At 68.8% G+C, this 18,461-nt stretch carries 16 protein-coding genes; 10 read left to right on the forward strand and 6 right to left on the reverse strand.

The genetic code is table 11. The annotated features are described in order from the left end of the window. Positions 1–66: 66 nt before the first annotated feature. The 3 genes from rlmH to DRB17_RS14520 all read right to left on the reverse strand — a co-directional run bounded on the left by rlmH (position 67) and on the right by DRB17_RS14520 (position 1,794). Positions 67–522, reverse strand: a complete 456-nt coding sequence (gene rlmH / locus DRB17_RS14510; protein WP_114582940.1) for a 23S rRNA (pseudouridine(1915)-N(3))-methyltransferase RlmH — start codon at positions 520–522, stop codon at positions 67–69. A 60-nt stretch (positions 523–582) separates the two neighbouring features. Beyond that, positions 583–927 (reverse strand): ribosome silencing factor, encoded by a 345-nt coding sequence (gene rsfS, locus DRB17_RS14515; protein ID WP_241503850.1) that lies wholly within the window; start codon positions 925–927, stop codon positions 583–585. A gap of 201 nt (positions 928–1,128) precedes the next feature. Further along, positions 1,129–1,794: a nicotinate-nucleotide adenylyltransferase gene (locus DRB17_RS14520; protein ID WP_338322701.1), complete on the reverse strand. Its 666-nt coding sequence runs from the start codon at positions 1,792–1,794 to the stop codon at positions 1,129–1,131. A gap of 262 nt (positions 1,795–2,056) precedes the next feature. On the opposite strand from DRB17_RS14520, the gene DRB17_RS14525 reads away from it, so the two are divergent. After that, positions 2,057–3,838, forward strand: a complete 1,782-nt coding sequence (locus DRB17_RS14525; protein WP_114582943.1) for a methyl-accepting chemotaxis protein — start codon at positions 2,057–2,059, stop codon at positions 3,836–3,838. A 111-nt stretch (positions 3,839–3,949) separates the two neighbouring features. On the opposite strand, the gene DRB17_RS14530 is transcribed toward DRB17_RS14525, so the two are convergent. Both DRB17_RS14530 and DRB17_RS14535 read right to left on the reverse strand, forming a co-directional pair. Then, the gene (locus tag DRB17_RS14530; RefSeq protein ID WP_114582944.1) at positions 3,950–4,552 is read right to left on the reverse strand and encodes a TIGR04282 family arsenosugar biosynthesis glycosyltransferase; all 603 of its coding nucleotides are present in this window, start codon (positions 4,550–4,552) and stop codon (positions 3,950–3,952) included. Then, positions 4,549–5,235: a TIGR04283 family arsenosugar biosynthesis glycosyltransferase gene (locus DRB17_RS14535; RefSeq protein WP_114582945.1), complete on the reverse strand. Its 687-nt coding sequence runs from the start codon at positions 5,233–5,235 to the stop codon at positions 4,549–4,551. The genes DRB17_RS14530 and DRB17_RS14535 overlap by 4 nt, the downstream gene beginning before the upstream one ends. A 79-nt stretch (positions 5,236–5,314) precedes the next feature. On the opposite strand from DRB17_RS14535, the gene DRB17_RS14540 reads away from it, so the two are divergent. The 6 genes from DRB17_RS14540 (at position 5,315) to DRB17_RS14570 (ending at position 12,432) form a co-directional block, all read left to right on the forward strand. Continuing rightward, positions 5,315–6,400 carry a PA0069 family radical SAM protein gene (locus DRB17_RS14540; protein ID WP_114582946.1) on the forward strand — a complete coding sequence of 362 codons (1,086 nt, stop codon included), beginning with the start codon at positions 5,315–5,317 and terminating at the stop codon, positions 6,398–6,400. Between the two features lie 136 nt (positions 6,401–6,536). Then, positions 6,537–8,315 carry a hypothetical protein gene (locus DRB17_RS14550; protein ID WP_153242377.1) on the forward strand — a complete coding sequence of 593 codons (1,779 nt, stop codon included), beginning with the start codon at positions 6,537–6,539 and terminating at the stop codon, positions 8,313–8,315. Positions 8,316–8,438: 123 nt separating this feature from the next. After that, positions 8,439–9,122, forward strand: coding sequence for a spondin domain-containing protein (locus tag DRB17_RS14555; protein WP_114582949.1), 684 nt, complete (start codon positions 8,439–8,441; stop codon positions 9,120–9,122). Positions 9,123–9,250: 128 nt separating this feature from the next. Next, a complete protein-coding gene (locus DRB17_RS20750; protein ID WP_241503845.1) occupies positions 9,251–10,597 on the forward strand; it encodes a cation:proton antiporter in 1,347 nt (448 codons plus the stop codon). A 2-nt stretch (positions 10,598–10,599) separates the two neighbouring features. Further along, positions 10,600–11,214: a ribonuclease HII gene (locus DRB17_RS14565; protein ID WP_241503851.1), complete on the forward strand. Its 615-nt coding sequence runs from the start codon at positions 10,600–10,602 to the stop codon at positions 11,212–11,214. An 87-nt stretch (positions 11,215–11,301) separates the two neighbouring features. Continuing rightward, complete coding sequence (locus DRB17_RS14570; RefSeq protein WP_114582951.1) at positions 11,302–12,432, forward strand: site-specific DNA-methyltransferase; 1,131 nt, start codon at positions 11,302–11,304, stop codon at positions 12,430–12,432. Positions 12,433–12,448: 16 nt separating this feature from the next. Here the strand turns inward: DRB17_RS14570 and mutY are convergent, their stop codons facing one another. Continuing rightward, positions 12,449–13,531, reverse strand: a complete 1,083-nt coding sequence (mutY, locus tag DRB17_RS14575; protein WP_114582994.1) for an A/G-specific adenine glycosylase — start codon at positions 13,529–13,531, stop codon at positions 12,449–12,451. Between the two features lie 45 nt (positions 13,532–13,576). Here mutY and DRB17_RS14580 point away from each other — a divergent pair, with 45 nt between their 5' ends. The 3 genes from DRB17_RS14580 to smc all read left to right on the forward strand — a co-directional run bounded on the left by DRB17_RS14580 (position 13,577) and on the right by smc (position 18,441). Further along, positions 13,577–14,104 (forward strand): DUF721 domain-containing protein, encoded by a 528-nt coding sequence (locus DRB17_RS14580; RefSeq protein ID WP_161958839.1) that lies wholly within the window; start codon positions 13,577–13,579, stop codon positions 14,102–14,104. A 135-nt stretch (positions 14,105–14,239) separates the two neighbouring features. Further along, entirely contained in the window at positions 14,240–14,944 is a 705-nt protein-coding gene (locus tag DRB17_RS14585) for a DsbA family protein (protein WP_161958840.1), read from the forward strand. Positions 14,945–14,976: 32 nt separating this feature from the next. Then, positions 14,977–18,441, forward strand: coding sequence for a chromosome segregation protein SMC (smc, locus tag DRB17_RS14590; RefSeq protein ID WP_114582953.1), 3,465 nt, complete (start codon positions 14,977–14,979; stop codon positions 18,439–18,441). The last annotated feature ends 20 nt before the right edge of the window (positions 18,442–18,461 follow it).

Below are 18,461 nucleotides of genomic sequence, written 5' to 3' on the forward strand. Positions count from 1 at the left end.
AGGCGACAGTGGCGTAAACGGCCGCGCGCGATTTCCACTCAACGATGTTCCGGCGAAACCAATTGCCTAGCGATGGTAGGGGTGACCCGAGAGGATGGCCTGGGCGCGGTAAAGCTGCTCGGCCAGCAGAACGCGCACCAGCATGTGCGGCCACGTCATCGCGCCCAGCGACAGCTTGAGGTCGGCGCGGCGGAGAACGTCGTCGGCCAGCCCGTCGGCCCCGCCGACGACGAAGGCCAGATCCTGCACGCCCGTGTCCCGCCACGCCCGCAGCCTCTCGGCGAAGGCCTCGCTGGAGAGCGTCTTTCCCCCAGCATCGAGCGCGACAAGGGTGGCGCCCCCCGGCACGGCGGCCAGCAGCAGCTCGCCTTCCTCGGCCTTCAGCGCCTCGCCCTCGACCGGCTTGCGCGCCACGACCTCCTTGACCTCCAGCGACCAGGCGATGCGGGCAGCGTAGTCGTCGTAAAGCGAACGAAGGGAGTCACGCCGGAATCGCCCGACGGCCGCGAGCGTGATGCGCATACCTGCAACGGCCCTGTCACGGCGGCATCCGCTTGATCGCACCGGCGCGCGCCGGTGTTCTCAGGCGAGTGCGGATGTGGCGCCCTTATCCTCGACCAGCGGCCCGCCCCACATCTTTTCCAGATTGTAGAAGGCCCGCACTTCGGGGCGGAAAAGATGCACGATGACGTCGCCGCCGTCGACAAGCACCCAGTCGCAACGCCCCATGCCCTCGGCGGCGGCGTTGCCCTGGCCGGCGTTCTTCAGCTTCTCGCGCAGGTGATCGGCCATGGCGCCCACCTGACGGCTGGAGCGGCCGCTGGCGATCACCATGTAGTCGGCCATGGTGCTTTTCCGCGACAGGTCGATGACGACAATATCCTCGGCCTTGTCGTCTTCGAGTGAATCCGTGACCAGGGTAAGCACGTCGTTCCGCCCGGTCCCGGTTTCTTCGCCGGCCAAAGCGGCCGGTCGTGCGGTCTGCACGTCGTGTATGGCTCTACCTCCATTGAAAAATTGGGAAGATAACGCCTGCCGCAGGCTTACGGCCCGCGGGCGCACACGCCGCCCCGTCGATGACATCGCGGTAGTACCTTGCGTTGCCTGGGCGGTGCGAACTGTCAGTCGTCAACGTGTGCGCACGTCCTTCCCTTGCGTGGCCCGGATGGCCGTCGCCGAGCGCGGATCGTGCGGCTGATGCACGAATGTCCACGCCGGCGCTGTCAACTCCGCCAGTTCCGGGGCCCCGCGCTCCGGGACCCGGGCCCGGCGGAAGCGCTGTGCCGCTTTAGACACGGTCACACTTAAAGAATAGGAGGGACGGTCGAATACCGCAACGGGCACGGTGTGAAAGATTTCTGTCCAACGGTCCCAGTGATCGATCTGCCACAGGTTGTCGGCGCCCATCAGCCAGACGAAGCGCACCTTGGCGAAGCGGAACCGCAAGGCATGCAGCGTGTCGGCGGTATAGCGCGTGCCAAGCGCGGCCTCGACGGTGGTGGCGCGCAGGCCGGGGTGGCCGGAAATGACCTCCCGCGCCGAGGCCAGCCTGTCCGCCAGCGTGGCCATGCCGCGTGTCGGTTTCAGCGGGTTTTGCGGCGAGACCAGCCACCACACCTCGTCCAGCGCCAGCCGCCGCCGCGCCTGCAGCGAGACAAAGCGGTGCCCGCCGTGGGCCGGGTTGAAAGAGCCGCCGAGCAGACCCACGCGATACCGTGGCGGCGGCAGGAAGCCGCCAAGCGCCATGGCCAGCCGATGCGGCGTGGGGGGCGGGTCCGCCGGTTCACGGTGCAAGCAAGGTCCTCCGCTGTTAAAGGTCCAGAGACATGAAAGGTTCAATTCAGCGTGTCAAACGCAACCTGGAGCACTGGCACGTGCGAATCCGCGATACATGGCATGTACGATAAAGCCCTATCGAATGTTAGCCTTATGTTAACTCGCCCCCTGCATTGATCGTGTCCAAACATTGGAATTCGAACCGGGTCGGGAGAGGGCAGTTCGAATCCATGTCTGCCCGTCCCGCGGGCACAGGGGATCTTAGGAAGGGGTGGGATCGATGCAGGCTAGCAAGACCATTACGCGCACGTCCCAGATCGTCGGCGCGTGCCTTTTCCTTTCGGCCGCCGCGATGGTGGCCACGTTCGTGCTGTTCCAACAGGCGGAGAAAGACCTGGAAACGGCATTCGAGCAGCGCTACAGCTCCTACCTGCTGGCCGACGAGTTGCGGCAAAGCTCCGACGACCTGACGCGCTTCGCCCGCTCGTACGTCGCGACGGGAGATGAGCGCTTCAAGGAGATGTACAACCAGATCCTGGCGATCCGGAACGGGGACGCGCCGCGGCCGAAAGGCTATAACCGGATCTACTGGGACTTCGTCGCCGCGACGGGCGAGCCACCGCGCGGTACCGGCAAGGCGGTGTCGCTGAGCGAGTTGATGCGCGAGGCCGGCTTTACCGAGGCCGAGTTCGCCAAGCTGGAAAAGGCGCAGGCGAACTCCGACGGCCTCGTCAAGCTGGAGACCAAGGCCATGGGCGTGGTCGGCGATGGCGATGCCAGCGCCGGCGAGCTGCGGGAGGCGCGCAAGCTGCTGTTTGGCGAGGAGTACCACACCTACAAGGCCAGCATCATGAAGCCGATCGACGAGTTCTTCGTGATGCTGGACCAGCGAACCGCCGGCGCGGTCGAGGCCGCGCGCTCGCGTGTGTCGATGTATTCCTGGATGTTCGGCATCTCGATAACGGTGGCGGTACTTCTCGGCCTTCTGGCCGGACTCGGCCTTTACAGCCGCGTGCTGCGGCCCGTCAGCAGGCTGCGCGATGCCATGCTGAGCCTGTCCGAGAACAAGCGGGACACCGACATTCCGGCGGTGGACAACCGCGACGAGATCGGCGAGATGGCCCGCGCGACCGAGGTCTTCAAGACCAACATGGAGGAGACGGACCGCCTGCGCGAGCAGCAGGCGGAGCAGGAACGACAGGCGGCGGAAGAACGGCGCGCGTCCATGCACAAGCTGGCCGATGGCTTCGAGGGAAGCGTCGGCGCGGTCGTCGACAACGTCGCGGCGTCCTCCGGCCAGCTTGAGGAGTTGTCACAGACGCTGAGCCATCACGCCGACAAGACGAAGACCGAGTCCACGGCTGTCTCCTCGGCGGCGGAACAGGCGGCATCGAACCTGCAGGCCGTGGCGAGCGCGACCGAGGAGCTTTCGACCTCGGTCCGGGAGATCGCCTCGCAGGCGGAACAATCCGCGCAGATCGCCCAGCAGGCCAGCGATCAGTCGGTCCGGACGACGGAGACGATCCAGGGCCTCGCCACGGCCGCGGATCGCATTGGCCAGGTGGTGACGCTGATCAACGACATCGCCGAGCAGACCAACCTTCTGGCCCTCAACGCCACGATCGAGGCCGCGCGCGCCGGCGAGGCGGGCAAGGGCTTCGCCGTCGTGGCGCAGGAAGTGAAGACCCTGGCCGAGCAGACGGGCAAGGCGACGCAGGACATCCAGCACCAGATCGAGGCGATCCAGGGCGAAACGCGCGAGGCCGTCTCCGCCATCGACGGCATCAGCAACACCGTCAAGCACATCAACGAGTCGGTCGCGGCCATCTCCTCCGCTGTGCAGGAGCAGGAGGCGACGACCGGCGAGATCGCCCGCAACATCGAGGATGTCACCAAGGCCTCGGAAACCGTGGCGCAGAGCATCAGCGGCGTGCGCGACATCGCGGAGGAAACCAACCAGTCGGCCGAGAGGCTGCGCAGCGAATCCGCCACCTTCCAGAGCGGCGCCAAGGAACTGCGCGGCGAGGTGGACCGCTTCCTCGGCGAGGTCCGCGCGGCGTAGTAAGGCACGTGTCAGGAGGGGGGGAAACGGCGGCTACCTTGGTTGGCGGCCGCCGTTTCGCTTATCGGTTCGAGGCGGGCAAGGCTGCCCGCCGCAGGCCCACGCCCGCCCTCACCGCCAGTGATGCGACCGCAGGTCCGCGCCGGTATCGACGTCCGAGAGTGTTTCCAGGAAGCCGACGGACATGCCCAGCCGCTCAAGGTTCGCCAGCGTATCCGCGCGCGCCTGCGGCCCGCCCCAGCGCACACCCTGGAACGGCGGGCGGACCGTCGGGCGGCGCTTCAGGCCCACCAGCCAGTAACCGCCGTCGTCCGCCGGGCCCAGCACGGCATCGTGGCGCCCCAGAAGACGGAAGGCTTGCGCCACGTGGCACGGGCGGACGTCCGGGATGTCGGCGCCGACGATCACGACAGGTCCCGGCGGCATGACGTGCATCATCCGCTCCATGCGCGCACCGAGATCGCCCGTCCCCTGCGGCACCAGCCGGGCCGGCGTGCGCCACAGCCCCCTGCCCCGCACCGCGGCGCGGTCGGGCGTGATGGCCAGATAGGTCGTCCAGCGCGGGTCGCCGGCAAGGCGTTGCAGCAGGCGGCCCGTCGCAAGCCAGTGAAAGCGCCATGCCGTCACGTCGCCGACATCGCGCGCCAGCCGCCGCTTGCCCCGGCCAAGGCGCGGCTCCCGCGCGAAGAGGACCAAATGGTTCTCCAGCGTCATCCATAGAACCTTTTAAGCGTGCGCGGCGGCACGCCGAGGAAATAGAGCGACAGCACGGCCAAGTTCCGCACCGGCCGCCACCACCACCCGTCCCGCCGGTAACGCCCGGCCGAGGTGACGGCGGTGGCATCGAGCATGCGAAGACGCCGCCGCCCGATCCCGCGGACGAGCCCGACGTCCTCCATCAGCGGCACATCGGCGAAACCGCCCACCGCCTCGTAAAGCTCGCGCGGTATCAAGAGGCCCTGGTCGCCATAAGGCAGGCCAAGGTGCCGCGCGCGCCAGTTGGCGAGCCCGGCGACGCGCCGCGCGGCGCGCGAATCCTCGTCATAGGCCAAGCGAAACACCGCCGCCGCCTGCCCCGCGTCGGGCCGCGCCATAAAATCAGCCGCCGCCGTTGCCCAGCCGGGCGAGAGAACCGTATCGGCGTGCAGGAACAACAGCCATCCACCCGCGGCAATGTTGGCGCCCGTGGCAAGCTGACGCCCGCGCCCGGCCTCGCTCTCCACCACGACAGCCCCGCCCGCGCGCGCAATCTCGACTGTCGCGTCGCGGGAACCGCCATCGACCACGACAAGCTGGTCGACCAGCCCGCGCGTCCGCGCCTCCGCCAGCGCGCCCAGGCACGCCTGCAGCGTCGCCGCCGCGTTCAAAGTCGGTATCACCACGGACAGATAGGCCATGCCGCGCCAGATAGCACGGCGTCACCCGGCCGTCCATTTGTTCTTGTTTCGTTCGATTTCCCGAGCTACGCTGTCAGGTATGGACGAGAAGCTTCGGGACAGGGCGAAGAAGGGGCGCGGCGCCGTCGCCAACGATGCCAGCGCGCGCTTCACGGCGCTTCAGCGGTCGTATGGCGACGACGGCTGGGGCTCCGCCGACGAGGCTGTGGAATCCGCCCCTGCCACCGCCGTCGGGCGTGACAGCGGCCGCACGGCGATTTCCTGGAACAAGTCGCCGGACATTCCCTTCGACCGCTCGATCAATCCCTACAAGGGGTGCGAGCACGGCTGCATCTATTGCTTCGCGCGCCCGACGCACGCCTACCTGGACCTTTCGCCCGGCCTGGACTTCGAAACGAAGATCTTCGCGAAGGAGAACGCCGCCGAACTTCTGCGCAAGGACCTTGCGAAACCGTCCTACAAGCCGGACGTCATCACGCTCGGAGCGAACACCGACCCCTATCAGCCGGTGGAGCGGCGGCTGGAGATCACGCGCCGGGTCCTGGAGGTGCTGGCCGAGGCGCGGCACCCGGTGAGCATCGTCACCAAATCCGCCACCGTCCTGCGCGACCTGGATATCCTGCGGGAGATGGCCGACCGGCGCCTTGTCCGCGTCAATGTCTCGGTCACCACGCTGGACCGCGACCTGGCCCGCAAGCTGGAACCCCGCGCGCCGACGCCGCCTCGAAGGCTGGAGGCGATCCGCGGCCTGGCGGCGGCCGGCGTCCCGGTCGGGGTCCTGGCCGCGCCGATGATCCCGGCCCTGAACGACAGCGAGCTTGAGAAAATCCTGACCGCCGCCGTGGAGGCCGGGGCGGACACCGGCGGCTATATCCTGCTGCGCCTGCCGCACGAGATAAAGAACCTGTTCGAAGGCTGGCTGGAGACGCACTTCCCGGCCAGGAAGGAGCACGTCCTGAGCCTCGTGCGCCAGTCGCGCGGCGGCCGGCTGTACGACGCGGATTGGGGACAGCGCATGAAGGGGAAAGGCCACTACGCGCGGCTGATCCAGCAGCGCTTCCGTCTCGCCGCGCGCAAGCTGAACCTGAATGCCGATCGCTATGACCTCGACTGCTCGCAGTTCGTGCCGCCGGCGCCTGACCCCCGGCAAATGGCGTTGTTCTGACCTGCCTTACCCTCGCTCGAACGAAAGAAGTACGCCTTCAGAAGGAGTCAATTCGCATGAATTTTATGGCATAATTTCTCAGAATTATTCGTTTCTTGCGTGTGTTGTCCCAATCAAGAGCGGGGGTTGGCGGGCAATGTTTCGACGCAGTCAAATCGCTTTCAAATCGGCCGTCATCTTCGTCGTCGCCGGATTGGCGACGACGATTTTCGTATCCACATCCCATGCCGCGGTGAAAACGCCGGACTGCGCGGCCCTGGAGAAATGGGCGCTTACCATCGACGTCCGGGACCGCTGGAACCCGATTCCGGGTAATGGCGCCTGGCTTCCGAAAGCCTTCGAGGGCCAGGCGTTCCGGGACCTTTTCGGCGCCGCGCCGCTTGAGTGGACCGTCGACGATACGAAGGCGATAGAAGCGCCCATCCAGGCGTGCATCGCACGGGCCAACGAGGCCGGGCGGACCGCCGAGCGCCGGGCGCTCGTCAACGCGGCAAGGAACCTTGTCGGCCGCCTGAGCACCGTGTTGGCTCGCGCCGAGCAAGCGGAGGCCCGGGAAAAAGCACGCCAGGAAAAGGCAGCCCGCCTCGCCGAAAAGAAGCGCCAGCGCGCCGAAGCCCGCGAGAAAGCGCGACGGGAGAAGGAAGCGCAGCGCGCCGAACGGGAGCGCCAGCGCGCCGAGGCCCGCGCGGCAAGGCGCGAGGCCGAATTGACGCAGGCGGTGGACGACGTGCTCGCCCAGCCCGACTCACCCGAGTTGCTGCATGACTTGGCGCTGCTGGGCGCGGCCGACCCCAGCGACATGAATGCCTGGCGGAACATGCCGATGCCGAAGCTGCGGCCGTCGCGTGCGCTGCTGCACACCTTGCGCAGCTTGGAGGTCAGCGGCAAGGATCCGCGCGTGGCCACGAAGCTCGCGGCGCGCCGGGAAACACTGCACAAGGCGGCCATGACGCGTTTGCGCGGCGAGATCGACGGCCTGGACAGCAGCACGCGGAGCCTGCGGATCTTGCAGCGCAAGCTGCCGACGGTCCAGCGCGACCTGGGCGCCGCGTTGACCCCCGAGGACATAGCCGAGCTTTCAACGGCCATCGGCGAGAAATACCGATCGATCCAGCTTGCCATCACCCGGCGCGCCAGGGACATGATCGAACGCGCCGGCAACGACGCGGCGGCCTCGCAACGTATCGACAAGATCCTGGCGAACACGGCCAGAGGCGGCATAACACGGCAACAATACAAAGAAGTCCGTGCTTTCGGGCTGGAGCGGCAGAAGGACATCGGCGACGGCGTGCTGGAGGCCGCCACGGCCAAGTTCGACGACTATCCCGGCACCATGGCGGGCGTGCGTCAGTTCGAGGATCATCTCCGCACCACCATGGAAAGCATCGGTGGCCGCGCCAGCCGCTCCGCCCTTGTATCTTTCAACGACGCGGCCAGGGATCGCCATACGGAACTGGCACGCGCCGCGCTGCCCGAATTCAAGCGGGAGCTGGCAGCGCTGCCCGAGACCGAAACCGGGCTGGAAGAGGCGGAGGAGAAACTCGACACCGCCAAGGGCTGGGACACCGCCACGGAAGATACGCGCACCGTCTACGTCGCGGCCGCCCGCGAACGGCGGGACGAGATCGCCGCCATCGTGGCGGAAGCACGCGCGGAGGAACGGCAGCGCGCCATCGAGGCCGGCGGCGATCCGGAGCTTGTCGGCTACACCTTCACCGACGCCAACTCGCTTTCCAGGCTGGAATTCCGGGACGAGCGGCTGGTCATCTTCAACGTCATGGGCCTGCGCTTCGCCGGCGAATACCAGCTCAGCCGCAACGACGTCATCGTCGAGGGGCCGAACGGCACCGTCGTTTTCGCCCGCAACGGCAATTCGCTGCAGGGAATGGGCCTGACCCTCACGCGCGACGAGTAGCTTCGGGCGTCAAGACGTCCCTTACAGAAACTTTACAGTTGCTTTCTCAAATCCTTATCCGCGAGCGATAGTGTGCGCTCCGGGCGGCGACGGAACCCACCCTGCGGATGGAGGAGCGTCGCAATGCGCGGCAAGATCGTATTCACGACATTGGCATCGGTAGCCCTCGCCCTCGGCATGGCCGCCGCGGCAAGCCCCGCGATGGCGGATAGCGGACCGGGTTATAGGGTCGAGATCACGAACCTGACCCGGGGGCAGACCTTCACCCCTGTCCTTCTCGCCTCGCACAAGGCTGGTCTTCGAATTTTCAACCCCGGTCAACCAGCCAGCCTCGAGCTGGAAGCATTGGCGGAGGCCGGCGACATCACACCCCTGGAGAACCTGCTGATCTCCCGGCCCGACGCAGTGCTGGAAACGGCCGCGAGTGCCGGCCCGGTGCCACCGGGAGCAAGCGTGACCTTGACCGTCCCGACGCAGGGTGCCTTCACGCATATCAGCCTTGGCGCCATGCTGGTGCCCACCAACGATGCCTTCTTCAGCCTGACCGACATGGCTGGCCCACGAGGTAACAAGTCCGCCGTCCATTATTCGCCGGCCTACGACGCGGGCACCGAGCCGAACAGCGAGCTTTGCGCCGACATTCCCGGCGGTGGCGGTTGCGCCGGCGAAGGCCTGTCGGCGGAGGATGGCGAAGGCTATGTCCATATTCACGCCGGGATCCACGGCATCGGCGACCTCGCTGAAAACACCTTCGACTGGCGCAATCCGGTAGCCCGGATTGTCATTTCCCGCGTGCCCGCGATGTAACCGTTTTCAGGCGGCGGATCCGCACGGCGGGTCCGCCGCTCGGTGCAGCCGGCATGAAGTTGGAGGCGGCGGACCTGTCCTAGCGGCCGGGCGATGCCGCGCCGGTCGCTCGTGTTATCCTTCGATTCGTGGAACACGGCCCGGAACTGATTGGCATCGCCTTCATCGTCCTCGCGGCCCTGGCCGGCGGCGTGGCGATGGCGCGCCTCAATCAGCCCGCCGTCGTCGGCTACATCCTGGCCGGCGCGATCCTTGGGCCCGGCGGCCTGGGCGTGATGGAAAGCCGGGAATCGGTGCAGCTTCTGGCCGAGCTTGGCGTCCTGATGCTGCTGTTCCTGATCGGCATGGAGCTGTCGCTGCGCGGCTTCCGCGACGTCTGGAAGGTCGCGCTGACCGCGACGCTGGGCCAGATCGCCGTGGCGATGGCCTGCATGCTGGGCCTGGGCAAGCTGCTCGGATGGCCGATGCCGCTGGCGATCACCCTGGGTTTCGCGGTGGCGCTGTCGTCCACGGCCGTCGTCGTGAAGATGCTGGAGCAGCTTGGCGAGCTGCGCACCCGTGTCGGCCAGGTCACCATCGGCATCCTGATCGCGCAGGACCTTGCCGTGGTGCCGATGATCCTGATCGTGGGCTCCTTCGGCGGCGAGAGAGGGCCGGGCCTGGATGCCCTTATCAAGGTGGTGCTGTCGGTCGCGCTGCTCGTCCTGCTGATCCTCTACCTCTCCCGGCGGGAGCGACTGCGCCTGCCGTTCGAGCGGCTGGTCGGCGACCACGTGGACCTCACGCCGTTGGCCGGGCTTGCCGTCTGCTTCGGCGCGGCGGCGATTTCCGGGCTTTTGGGCCTATCGGTTGCCTATGGCGCCTTCCTGGCCGGGCTGGTGATCGGCAACTCGAACGCGCGGACCAACATGCTGCGCCACGCCGAGCCGATCCAGGCAGTCCTGCTGATGGTGTTCTTCCTGTCCATCGGCCTGCTGATGGACCTGACGTTCCTGTGGAACAACCTGGGCACCGTTTTGCTGCTGGTGCTGTTCGTCACCATCCTCAAGACCGCCGTCAACGTCGGCCTGCTGGGCCTGTTGGGAGAGCCGTGGCCACGCGCCTTCCAGGCCGGCGTGCTGCTGTCGCAGATCGGCGAGTTCTCCTTCGTCCTGGCGGCGCTGGGCCTGTCGGTCGGCGTCGTGGAGCCGGAGTATCACCGGCTCGTCGTCGTGGTGACCGTCCTCTCGCTGGTCCTGGCGCCGATATGGCAGGAGGTCGCGCGGCGATTGCACAGGATCACGCTGCTGGGCATAACCTCCGGCCGGGAGGTCGTGCGGGTGATGTGCTCGCGCGAGACCCGCGCGGTGCGGCAGTGGGCGCAGCTCTGCGCCTATGCCGCCGGGGCCGTCGCGGCGCGCGCGGGCGCCCGGCGGCCGCAGCGCGGCCGGATCGAAGCGGGGGAAGCCACGGTGTCCGAGGAAAGCCAAAGGTGAGCCTGGATTACGCCCACGAGCGCGCTGGCGGCGCGGACGACGGCCGTGTCGTGGCCGGCATCGATGAAGTAGGGCGCGGCCCCCTGGCGGGCCCCGTGGTGGCGGCCGCCGTCATCCTGCGGCCCCAGGCCATGCCGCGCGGCCTGCACGAACGACTGGCTGATTCCAAGACGCTGCGCCCCGACATCCGCGCGGAGATCGCCGCCGCGCTGCACGAGACCTGCACCGTTGCCCTCGGCCAGGCCAGCGTGGCGGAAATCGACACCTGGAACATCCTGAACGCCAGCCACCTAGCGATGGCGCGCGCCGTGGAGGGGCTCGGAATCGCGGCCGACTTCGCCCTCGTCGACGGCAACCGCCTGCCCGCCCTGCCCTGCGCGGGGGAATGCGTCGTTGGCGGCGACGGCAAGGTGCTGTCCATCGCCGCGGCCTCCATCGTCGCCAAGGTCGCCCGCGACCGCATGATGTGCACCCTGGCAGAGAGCCACCCCGGCTATGGCTGGGAACGCAACATGGGCTATAGCACCGCCGAACACCGCGCCGCCCTCGCCCGCCTGGGCGCCACCGACCACCACCGCCGATCGTTCCGGCCGGTGCGAGAAGCGCTAGCCTCTTGACTCTGCTGCAAATGCTTGACGCCGACTCCGGCGTGACTCAGACTTCGGCCCTCATCTCGCGTCGCGTTGCATTTTCGGGGGCATTCAATGGGGGTTACATCCGGGTCGAGGCCGGGGAATATCCGTCGCGCAAGCGGAACCGGGGGCCTGGAAACCGACGTTATCCGCGTCGGCGACAGTATCGAGGGTATGCGCGCACTGCCGGCCGGTTCGGTCGACATGATCTTCGCGGACCCGCCGTACAACCTACAGCTTGACGGGGAGCTGCACCGTCCGAACAACACCCGCGTCGACGGCGTCGACGACGAGTGGGACCAGTTCGAAAGCCTGCAGGCCTATGACCGCTTCACCCGCGACTGGCTGGCCGCCGCCCGGCACTGCCTGAAGGACGACGGCACGCTGTGGGTTATCGGCAGCTATCACAACATCTTCCGGGTGGGCGCCAGCCTGCAGGACCTGGGCTTCTGGATCCTGAACGACGTCGTCTGGCGCAAGTCGAACCCGATGCCGAACTTCCGCGGCCGGCGCTTTACCAACGCGCACGAGACGCTGATCTGGGCGGCGAAAAGCAAGGACTCGCGCTATACCTTCAACTACCAGTCGATGAAGGCGCTGAACGACGACCTGCAAATGCGCAGCGACTGGTACATGCCAATCTGCGCCGGCAGCGAGCGGCTGAAGGACAAGGACGGCCGCAAGGCGCACCCCACGCAGAAGCCGGAGGCGCTGCTTCACCGCATCGTCGTCGCCTCCACCCGGCCCGACGACCTCATCGTCGACCCGTTCCTGGGCAGCGGCACCACGGCCGCCGTCGCCAAGCGCCTGCGCCGGCGCTGGATCGGCCTGGAGGCCGACGCGGAGTACGCGGAAATCGCGCGCGAGCGTCTTGCCAGGGTCCGCGCCGTCGACGATCCCACGCTGGTGCAGCTCGAAAGCCGGCGGGAGGCGCCGCGCATCCCCTTCGGCCGGCTGGTGGAGCGGGGCTTCCTGGCACCTGGAACCGTGCTCTACGGCGGACCCAAGGGGCAGTGGACGGCCCGCGTGCGCGCCGACGGCACCCTGGTCAGCGCCGAGGCCAAGGGCTCCATCCATCAGGTCGGCGCCCAGTTGCAGGGCGCGCCAAGCTGCAACGGCTGGCAGTTCTGGCAGATCGACGTCGAGGGCAACCGCGTCCCCATCGACGTGCTGCGCCAGAAGCTGCGCGCGGAGACGAACTAGGCCGAATCCCTGCCCCTCACCCTCCGCCACCCTGCCGGATCGCGTGCTCGGCGATCTTGCGCATGGCGGTCGGCAGGCCGGCGTCGCCCAGGCGGTCGATGCCGGCCCAGACGGCCTCGGCGACGGCGGTTTCCGCGGGCACTTGCGCCGCCCAGACCGTCACCAGGAACTCGAAGTGCGTAAAGCCGTGGCGCACCTGGCCGGGCAGTTCGTTCCAGGATGCCGGCACGGGCGCGTGGCGCAGGGCGGCCGTCTCGTCCCAGCCGTCCTCGGTCCAGGCCGTCGTCGGCACCTCCAGCATGCCGCCCAGCAGGCCCTCGGGCGGCCGCCGGCGCAGCAGCACGCTGCCGTCCGCGCGCACGGTCCAGAACGCCACCGCCCGGCGGGTCGGCCGCGCCTTCTTCGGCGCCTTGCGGGGCAACTCGCCGGCACCCCCGAGCGCGCGCCCGTCGCAGGCGTCGTGCAGCGGGCACAGCATGCACTTCGGCGTCTTCGGCACGCAGACCGTGGCGCCCAGGTCCATCATCGCCTGCGCGAAGTCGCCCGGCCGTTCGGTCGGCACCAGCCGCGCCATCAGGCCGCGCAGGGACTCCTTCGCGCCCGGCAGCGGGTCCTCCACGGCGAAGAGGCGGGCCACCACCCGCTCGATGTTGCCGTCCAGCGGCGCGGCCGGCCGGTCGAAGGCGATGGCCGCGATCGCCGCCGCCGTATAAGGCCCGATGCCGGGAAGCTTGCGCAGCCCCGCCTCGTCCTCCGGGAAGCGGCCGCCGAGGTCGTGGCTCACCATCCGCGCGCACTTATGCAGATTCCGCGCGCGGGCGTAATAGCCAAGGCCGGCCCAGGCGGTCATCACCTCCTCCCGCGGTGCGGCGGCGAGATCGTGGACGCTGGGCCAGCGTTGCAGGAAGTCGTGGAAATACGGGGCGACCGTTGCCGTCGTGGTCTGCTGCAGCATCACCTCCGACAGCCACACATGGTAGGGATCGGCGCGGCCGCCCGGCGGCGCGCGCCAGGGCAGGCTGCGGGCGTGGCGGTCGTACCAGGCCAGCAGATGCCGCGAAATCGCCGAAGTTGTCTGCTCGCTTGCGTTATCGGCCATGACGCCCTCTATACTCGGGTCCGTGGAGAGAAACCAAGGGCGGCAATGAGCAACGGCGGCAAGCGGAACACCAGGACGGCAAGCGGGCCGCGCGACGTGCGCCGGGGTGGCCTGCGCGCGCTGTCCTACAGCGTCCAGGCGATCACCAAGACCACGCTGGGCCGGCGCAGCCTTGCCGAGGCCGCGCTGCTGGGCGAGTGGCCGTCCATCGTCGGCGCGGACGTCGCGCGCGTGTGCCAGCCACGTCGCCTGACCTTCCCGAACCGCAAGGAACGCCGCGAAGGCACCCTCGTCCTGCGCGTCAATCCGGGCGAGGCCACGCGGCTGTCGCACCAGGAGCCGATCCTGGTGGAGCGCGTCAACGGCTTCTTCGGCTACAAGGCCGTCGCCCGCGTGCGCATGGAACAGGGACCACTGCCGACCAGGGAAACGCCGCCGAAGCGCCAGGCCCGCCCGCTGAGCGACACCGAGTCGCGCGAGGTCGAGTCGCGCGTTTCCGAAGTCGGCGACGACGACCTGCGCGACGCGCTGGCGCGTCTTGGCCGGACATTGCGTGCTCACACGAAAATATGATCGCGTCGGAAAAACAAGGCGATAGACAATCTCGCCCCGAACAGCCCACGCCGGGCGAGCGTGCCCGGCATGTGCCGAAGGCTTGCACACCTCGGCATAGGACAGCTACGTTACACTAGATATGGTAGGTTCATTATGAAGCTGCGGAAAATCCTGTTTCTCGGAGGCATCTTTGCCGCCGCCGTCATGGCCATCGGTTTGGGCCAGTCGCTGATCGGCGCCGGCTCGGGCGCGGACGCGCACACGCCCCTGCCGGCCGCCCACGACATCGCCGCGCCGTCGGATGCATCCGATGCCATGCAGCGGGTCGCCGTCACCGACATCGGCGAGGACGAGTACGTCCTGGGCGATCCCGACGCCCCGCTGACGATCATCGAGTACGCCTCCCTCACCTGCCCGCACTGCGCCAGCTTCCACCGCGAGACACTGCCGAAGCTGAAGGAGAACTGGATCGAGCCGGGCAAGGCGAAACTGGTCTACCGCCACTATCCGCTGGACGAGTTGGCCCTGCGCGGCGCGCTGCTCGCCAACTGCTTCGAGGGCGACAAGTTCTTCGCTGTCCTCGACCTGCTCTTCAAGTCCCAGCAGCGCTGGGCGCGGGCCCAGGACCCGATCCAGGCGCTGGCCCGGATCGGCGGCATGGCCGGCCTGGACCAGCAGAGCTTCGAGACCTGCATGACCGATCAGGCCGAGGCGGACAGCATCATCGAGATGCAGCTCGAAGCCCGCAACGAGATCGACCTGACGTCCACCCCGACGTTCGTGGTCGAGGGCGAGAAGGTCGTCGGCTCGCAGCCCTACGAGGTCTTCGCCGAGAAGCTTCAGGAGGCCGAACAGTGAAGCAACCCGCGCGCGGGAGGCGCTGACACCGCTTGCAGTTCACCCGGCTGCGCCTGAGAGGCTTCAAGTCCTTCGTCGACCCGGCCGAGTTGGTGATCGAGCCCGGCATGACGGGCATCGTCGGGCCGAACGGCTGCGGCAAGTCGAACCTTGTCGAGGCGCTGCGCTGGGTGATGGGCGAAACCTCGGCCAAGCGGATGCGCGGCGGCGAGATGGACGACGTCATCTTCGCCGGCTCGTCCCGCCGCCCCTCGCACAATCTGGCCGAGGTCGCGCTCAATCTCGACAACGGCTCGCGCACGGCGCCGGCGCAGTTCAACGAGATGGCGGAACTGGACGTCGTCCGCCGCATCGAGCGCGACAAGGGGTCCACCTATCGCGTGAACGGGCGGGAGGTGCGCGCGCGGGACGTGCAGCTCCTGTTCGCCGACCAGGCGACCGGCGCCAACTCCACGGCGCTGGTCAGCCAGGGGCGGATCGGCCACATTATCAACGCCAAGCCCGCCGAGCGGCGCCACCTGCTGGAAGAGGCGGCGGGCATCGGCGGCCTGCACTCGCGCCGGCACGAGGCCGAGCTTCGCCTGCGCGCCGCCGAGAGCAACCTGGAGCGGCTGGACGACGTGATCTCCACCCTGGAGACACAGCTTCAGACCCTGCAACGCCAGGCCCGCCAGGCGAAACGCTACCGCCGTATCACCGAGCAGATGCGCCGCAACGAGGCCATCGTCCTGCACCTGGAGGCCGAGGCCGCGAAGCAGCGCCTCGCCGACGCGCGCGAGGGCCTGAAGGCCGCCCAGGACCGCGTCGCGGAACTGACGCAAACCACCTCCTCCCGTTCCACCGAGCAGGCGGAGGCGCAGGCCGCGCTGCCGCCGCTGCGCGAGGCCGAGGCGGCCGCGGCGGCCGAGTTGCAGCGCCTGCAACTGGCCCTGCAAGGCCTGGAGCAGGAGGAACGGCAGGTCGAGCAGGCCCGCAAGCAGGCCGAGGACCGCTTGCATCAGATCGAAGGCGACCGCCAGCGCACCCAGGCGCAGGTGGACGACGCCACCGCGGCCATCGAGCGGCTGGACGCCGAGAAGGCCGAGCTGCAAGAGGCCACCGCCGGCGAGGACGAGGCCAAAGCCGCCGCCCGCAGGGTCCGCGACGATGCGCAGGAGGCCGAGAAGGCCGCCGAGGGCGCGCTTGGCGAGCTGAACCAGCGTCTCGCGGCCGACGAGGCGCAGGCGAAGGCGCTGGACAAGCGCATCCTGGAACTGACCCAGCGCCTCGACCGGTTGCGCCGGCAGGCCGACGATGTCGCGCGTCAGAAGGCCGAGCTTGCGGCGCGGGACGACGATGGGACGCGCGCACTGGAGCAGGCCGCCGCGGCCATCGAATCCGCCGACGCGACACTGACACAAGCGCGCGAAAGCGCGGAAGCGGCGGAGGCGGACCTCGCCGCCGCACGCGAAAAGGAGAACGAGACGCGCGCCGCGCTCCAGGCCGCGCAGGGCGAACGCGACCGCCTGCAGGCCGAGATCGATGCGCTGGCCGGCCTGCTGGAGCAGCCGCAGGAAGAGATGTGGACGCCTCTCCTGGAGTCCGTGCGCGCGCGCACGGGCAGCGAGACGGCGCTGGGCGCGGCGCTGGGCGACGACCTGAACGCGCCGGCCGATTCAGGGGCGCCGGTGCATTGGCTGGAGTTGCCGCCGCTGGACACGCCACCGCCTTTGCCGGACGGCGCCACGTCCCTGGCCGACGTCGTCAAGGCGCCGAAGGCCCTGGACCGGCGGCTGCGACAGGTCGGCGTGGTCGAGGACCGGGAGACAGGGGAACGCCTGCAACCAGCCCTGCAACCGGGCCAGCGTTTGGTCACGCGCGACGGCGGCCTGTGGCGCTGGGACGGCTATGTGGCGGCGGCGGAGGCACCGACGGCGGCGGCGCAGCGCCTGCAGCAGCACAATCGCCTGACCGAGCTGCGCGAACAGCTTCCCGACCTGGAGGCCGGCGTCGAATCGGCGAAAGCGCGGCACGAGGAGGCCGAGGCCGCCACGCACGAGGCCGTCGAGCGCGAGCGCGCCGCGCGGCAGGCGGTCAACACGGCTTATGCGGAGGTGGACCGCGCGCGCACGGAGCACAACCGGCTGGAAAAGGCCGCCGCCGAGGCCCGCTCCCGCCGCTTCTCGCTGGACGAGAGCGCCGAGCGGCTGGCCGGCGACGTCAAAGAGGCGGAGGAGTCCAAGGCGCAGGCCGAGGCCGACAAAGCCGCCCTGCCCGACCTCGCCGCCCTGCGCTCGCGGGCGAACGACCAGCGCGCCGCCTTGGCAGAGCGTCGCGCCGGGCTGTCGCAGGCCCAGGGCGAACTGGACAGGGTGGAGCGCGAGGCCAAGGCGCGCGGCGAGCGCCTGCTTGCCATCGGACGCGAGCGCCAGTCCTGGCAAAGCCGGGCGGACAACGCCCACCGCCATTTGGCCGAACTCGACGAGCGCGCCCGGACGGCGCAACAGGAACTGGACGATCTGGCCGCGAAGCCCGCGGAACTGGCCGAAAAACGTAAGGCGCTGTCCGACAGCATCGCCGCGGCGGAGGCGAAGCGCGGCGAGGCCGCCGACGCGCTGGCCGCCGGCGAGACGCGCCTGGCCGAGGCCGACAAGGCCCTGAAAGCGGAAGAGCAAAGGCTGGGCGAGGCCCGCGAGGCGCGGGTGCGCGCGGAAAGCGCGGTGGAGCAGGCCGAGACGGCGCTCCAGACCGTGAAGGAGCGCGTCGACGAGCGCCTGGAATGCCCGCTGGAGCGCGTGCTGGAACAGGCGGACCTGGATCCCGGCCAGGAATTGCCCGCCAGGGAAGAAGCCGAGCGGACGCTGCAACGCCTGACCCGCGAGCGCGACAACATTGGCCCGGTCAACCTCCGCGCCGAGGTCGAGGCCGAGGAGATGGAGCAGCAGATCGCCGGCATGCAGAGCGAGCGCGAGGACCTGACGGCCGCGATCCAGCGCCTGCGCCAGGGCATCGCCAGCCTGAACCGCGAAGGGCGCGAGCGGCTCCTCGCCGCGTTCGAGCAGGTGAACGAGCACTTCGCCGAGCTGTTCGTCCGGCTGTTCGGCGGCGGACGCGCGCACCTGTCGCTTACCGAATCCGACGACCCGCTGGCCGCCGGGCTGGAGATCATGGCCTCGCCGCCGGGCAAGCGGTTGCAGGTGATGTCGCTGCTGTCCGGCGGCGAGCAGGCGCTGACCGCCCTGTCGCTGCTGTTCGCGGTGTTCCTGACGAACCCCGCGCCGATCTGCGTGCTGGACGAGGTGGACGCGCCGCTGGACGACGCCAACGTGGACCGCTTCTGCACGCTGGTGGACGAACTGGCGCGCGAGGGCACCACCCGCTTCCTCGTCATCACCCACCACCGCATGACGATGAGCCGCATGGACCGCCTGTTCGGCGTGACCATGAGCGAGCGCGGCGTCTCGCAACTGGTGTCGGTCGACCTGACGGCGGCGGAGTCGCTGCGCGAGATCGCCTGAGCGCGGCGCCCGTCAACCCC

It is taken from the genome of Ferruginivarius sediminum (genome assembly GCF_003344765.1).
Taxonomy (GTDB): Bacteria; Pseudomonadota; Alphaproteobacteria; order Kiloniellales; family Rhodovibrionaceae; genus Ferruginivarius; species Ferruginivarius sediminum.

Coding starts and splice junctions, on each gene's coding strand:
- DRB17_RS14540 (WP_114582946.1), top strand. CDS start 5,315: ATGGACGAGAAGCTTCGGGACAGGGCGAAGAAGGGGCGCGGCGCCGTC.
- DRB17_RS14555 (WP_114582949.1), top strand. CDS start 8,439: ATGCGCGGCAAGATCGTATTCACGACATTGGCATCGGTAGCCCTCGCC.
- DRB17_RS14530 (WP_114582944.1), bottom strand. CDS start 4,552: ATGACGCTGGAGAACCATTTGGTCCTCTTCGCGCGGGAGCCGCGCCTT.
- DRB17_RS14550 (WP_153242377.1), top strand. CDS start 6,537: ATGTTTCGACGCAGTCAAATCGCTTTCAAATCGGCCGTCATCTTCGTC.
- DRB17_RS14570 (WP_114582951.1), top strand. CDS start 11,302: ATGGGGGTTACATCCGGGTCGAGGCCGGGGAATATCCGTCGCGCAAGC.
- DRB17_RS14580 (WP_161958839.1), top strand. CDS start 13,577: ATGAGCAACGGCGGCAAGCGGAACACCAGGACGGCAAGCGGGCCGCGC.
- DRB17_RS14585 (WP_161958840.1), top strand. CDS start 14,240: ATGAAGCTGCGGAAAATCCTGTTTCTCGGAGGCATCTTTGCCGCCGCC.
- rlmH (WP_114582940.1), bottom strand. CDS start 522: ATGCGCATCACGCTCGCGGCCGTCGGGCGATTCCGGCGTGACTCCCTT.
- mutY (WP_114582994.1), bottom strand. CDS start 13,531: ATGGCCGATAACGCAAGCGAGCAGACAACTTCGGCGATTTCGCGGCAT.
- DRB17_RS14525 (WP_114582943.1), top strand. CDS start 2,057: ATGCAGGCTAGCAAGACCATTACGCGCACGTCCCAGATCGTCGGCGCG.
- DRB17_RS14535 (WP_114582945.1), bottom strand. CDS start 5,235: ATGGCCTATCTGTCCGTGGTGATACCGACTTTGAACGCGGCGGCGACG.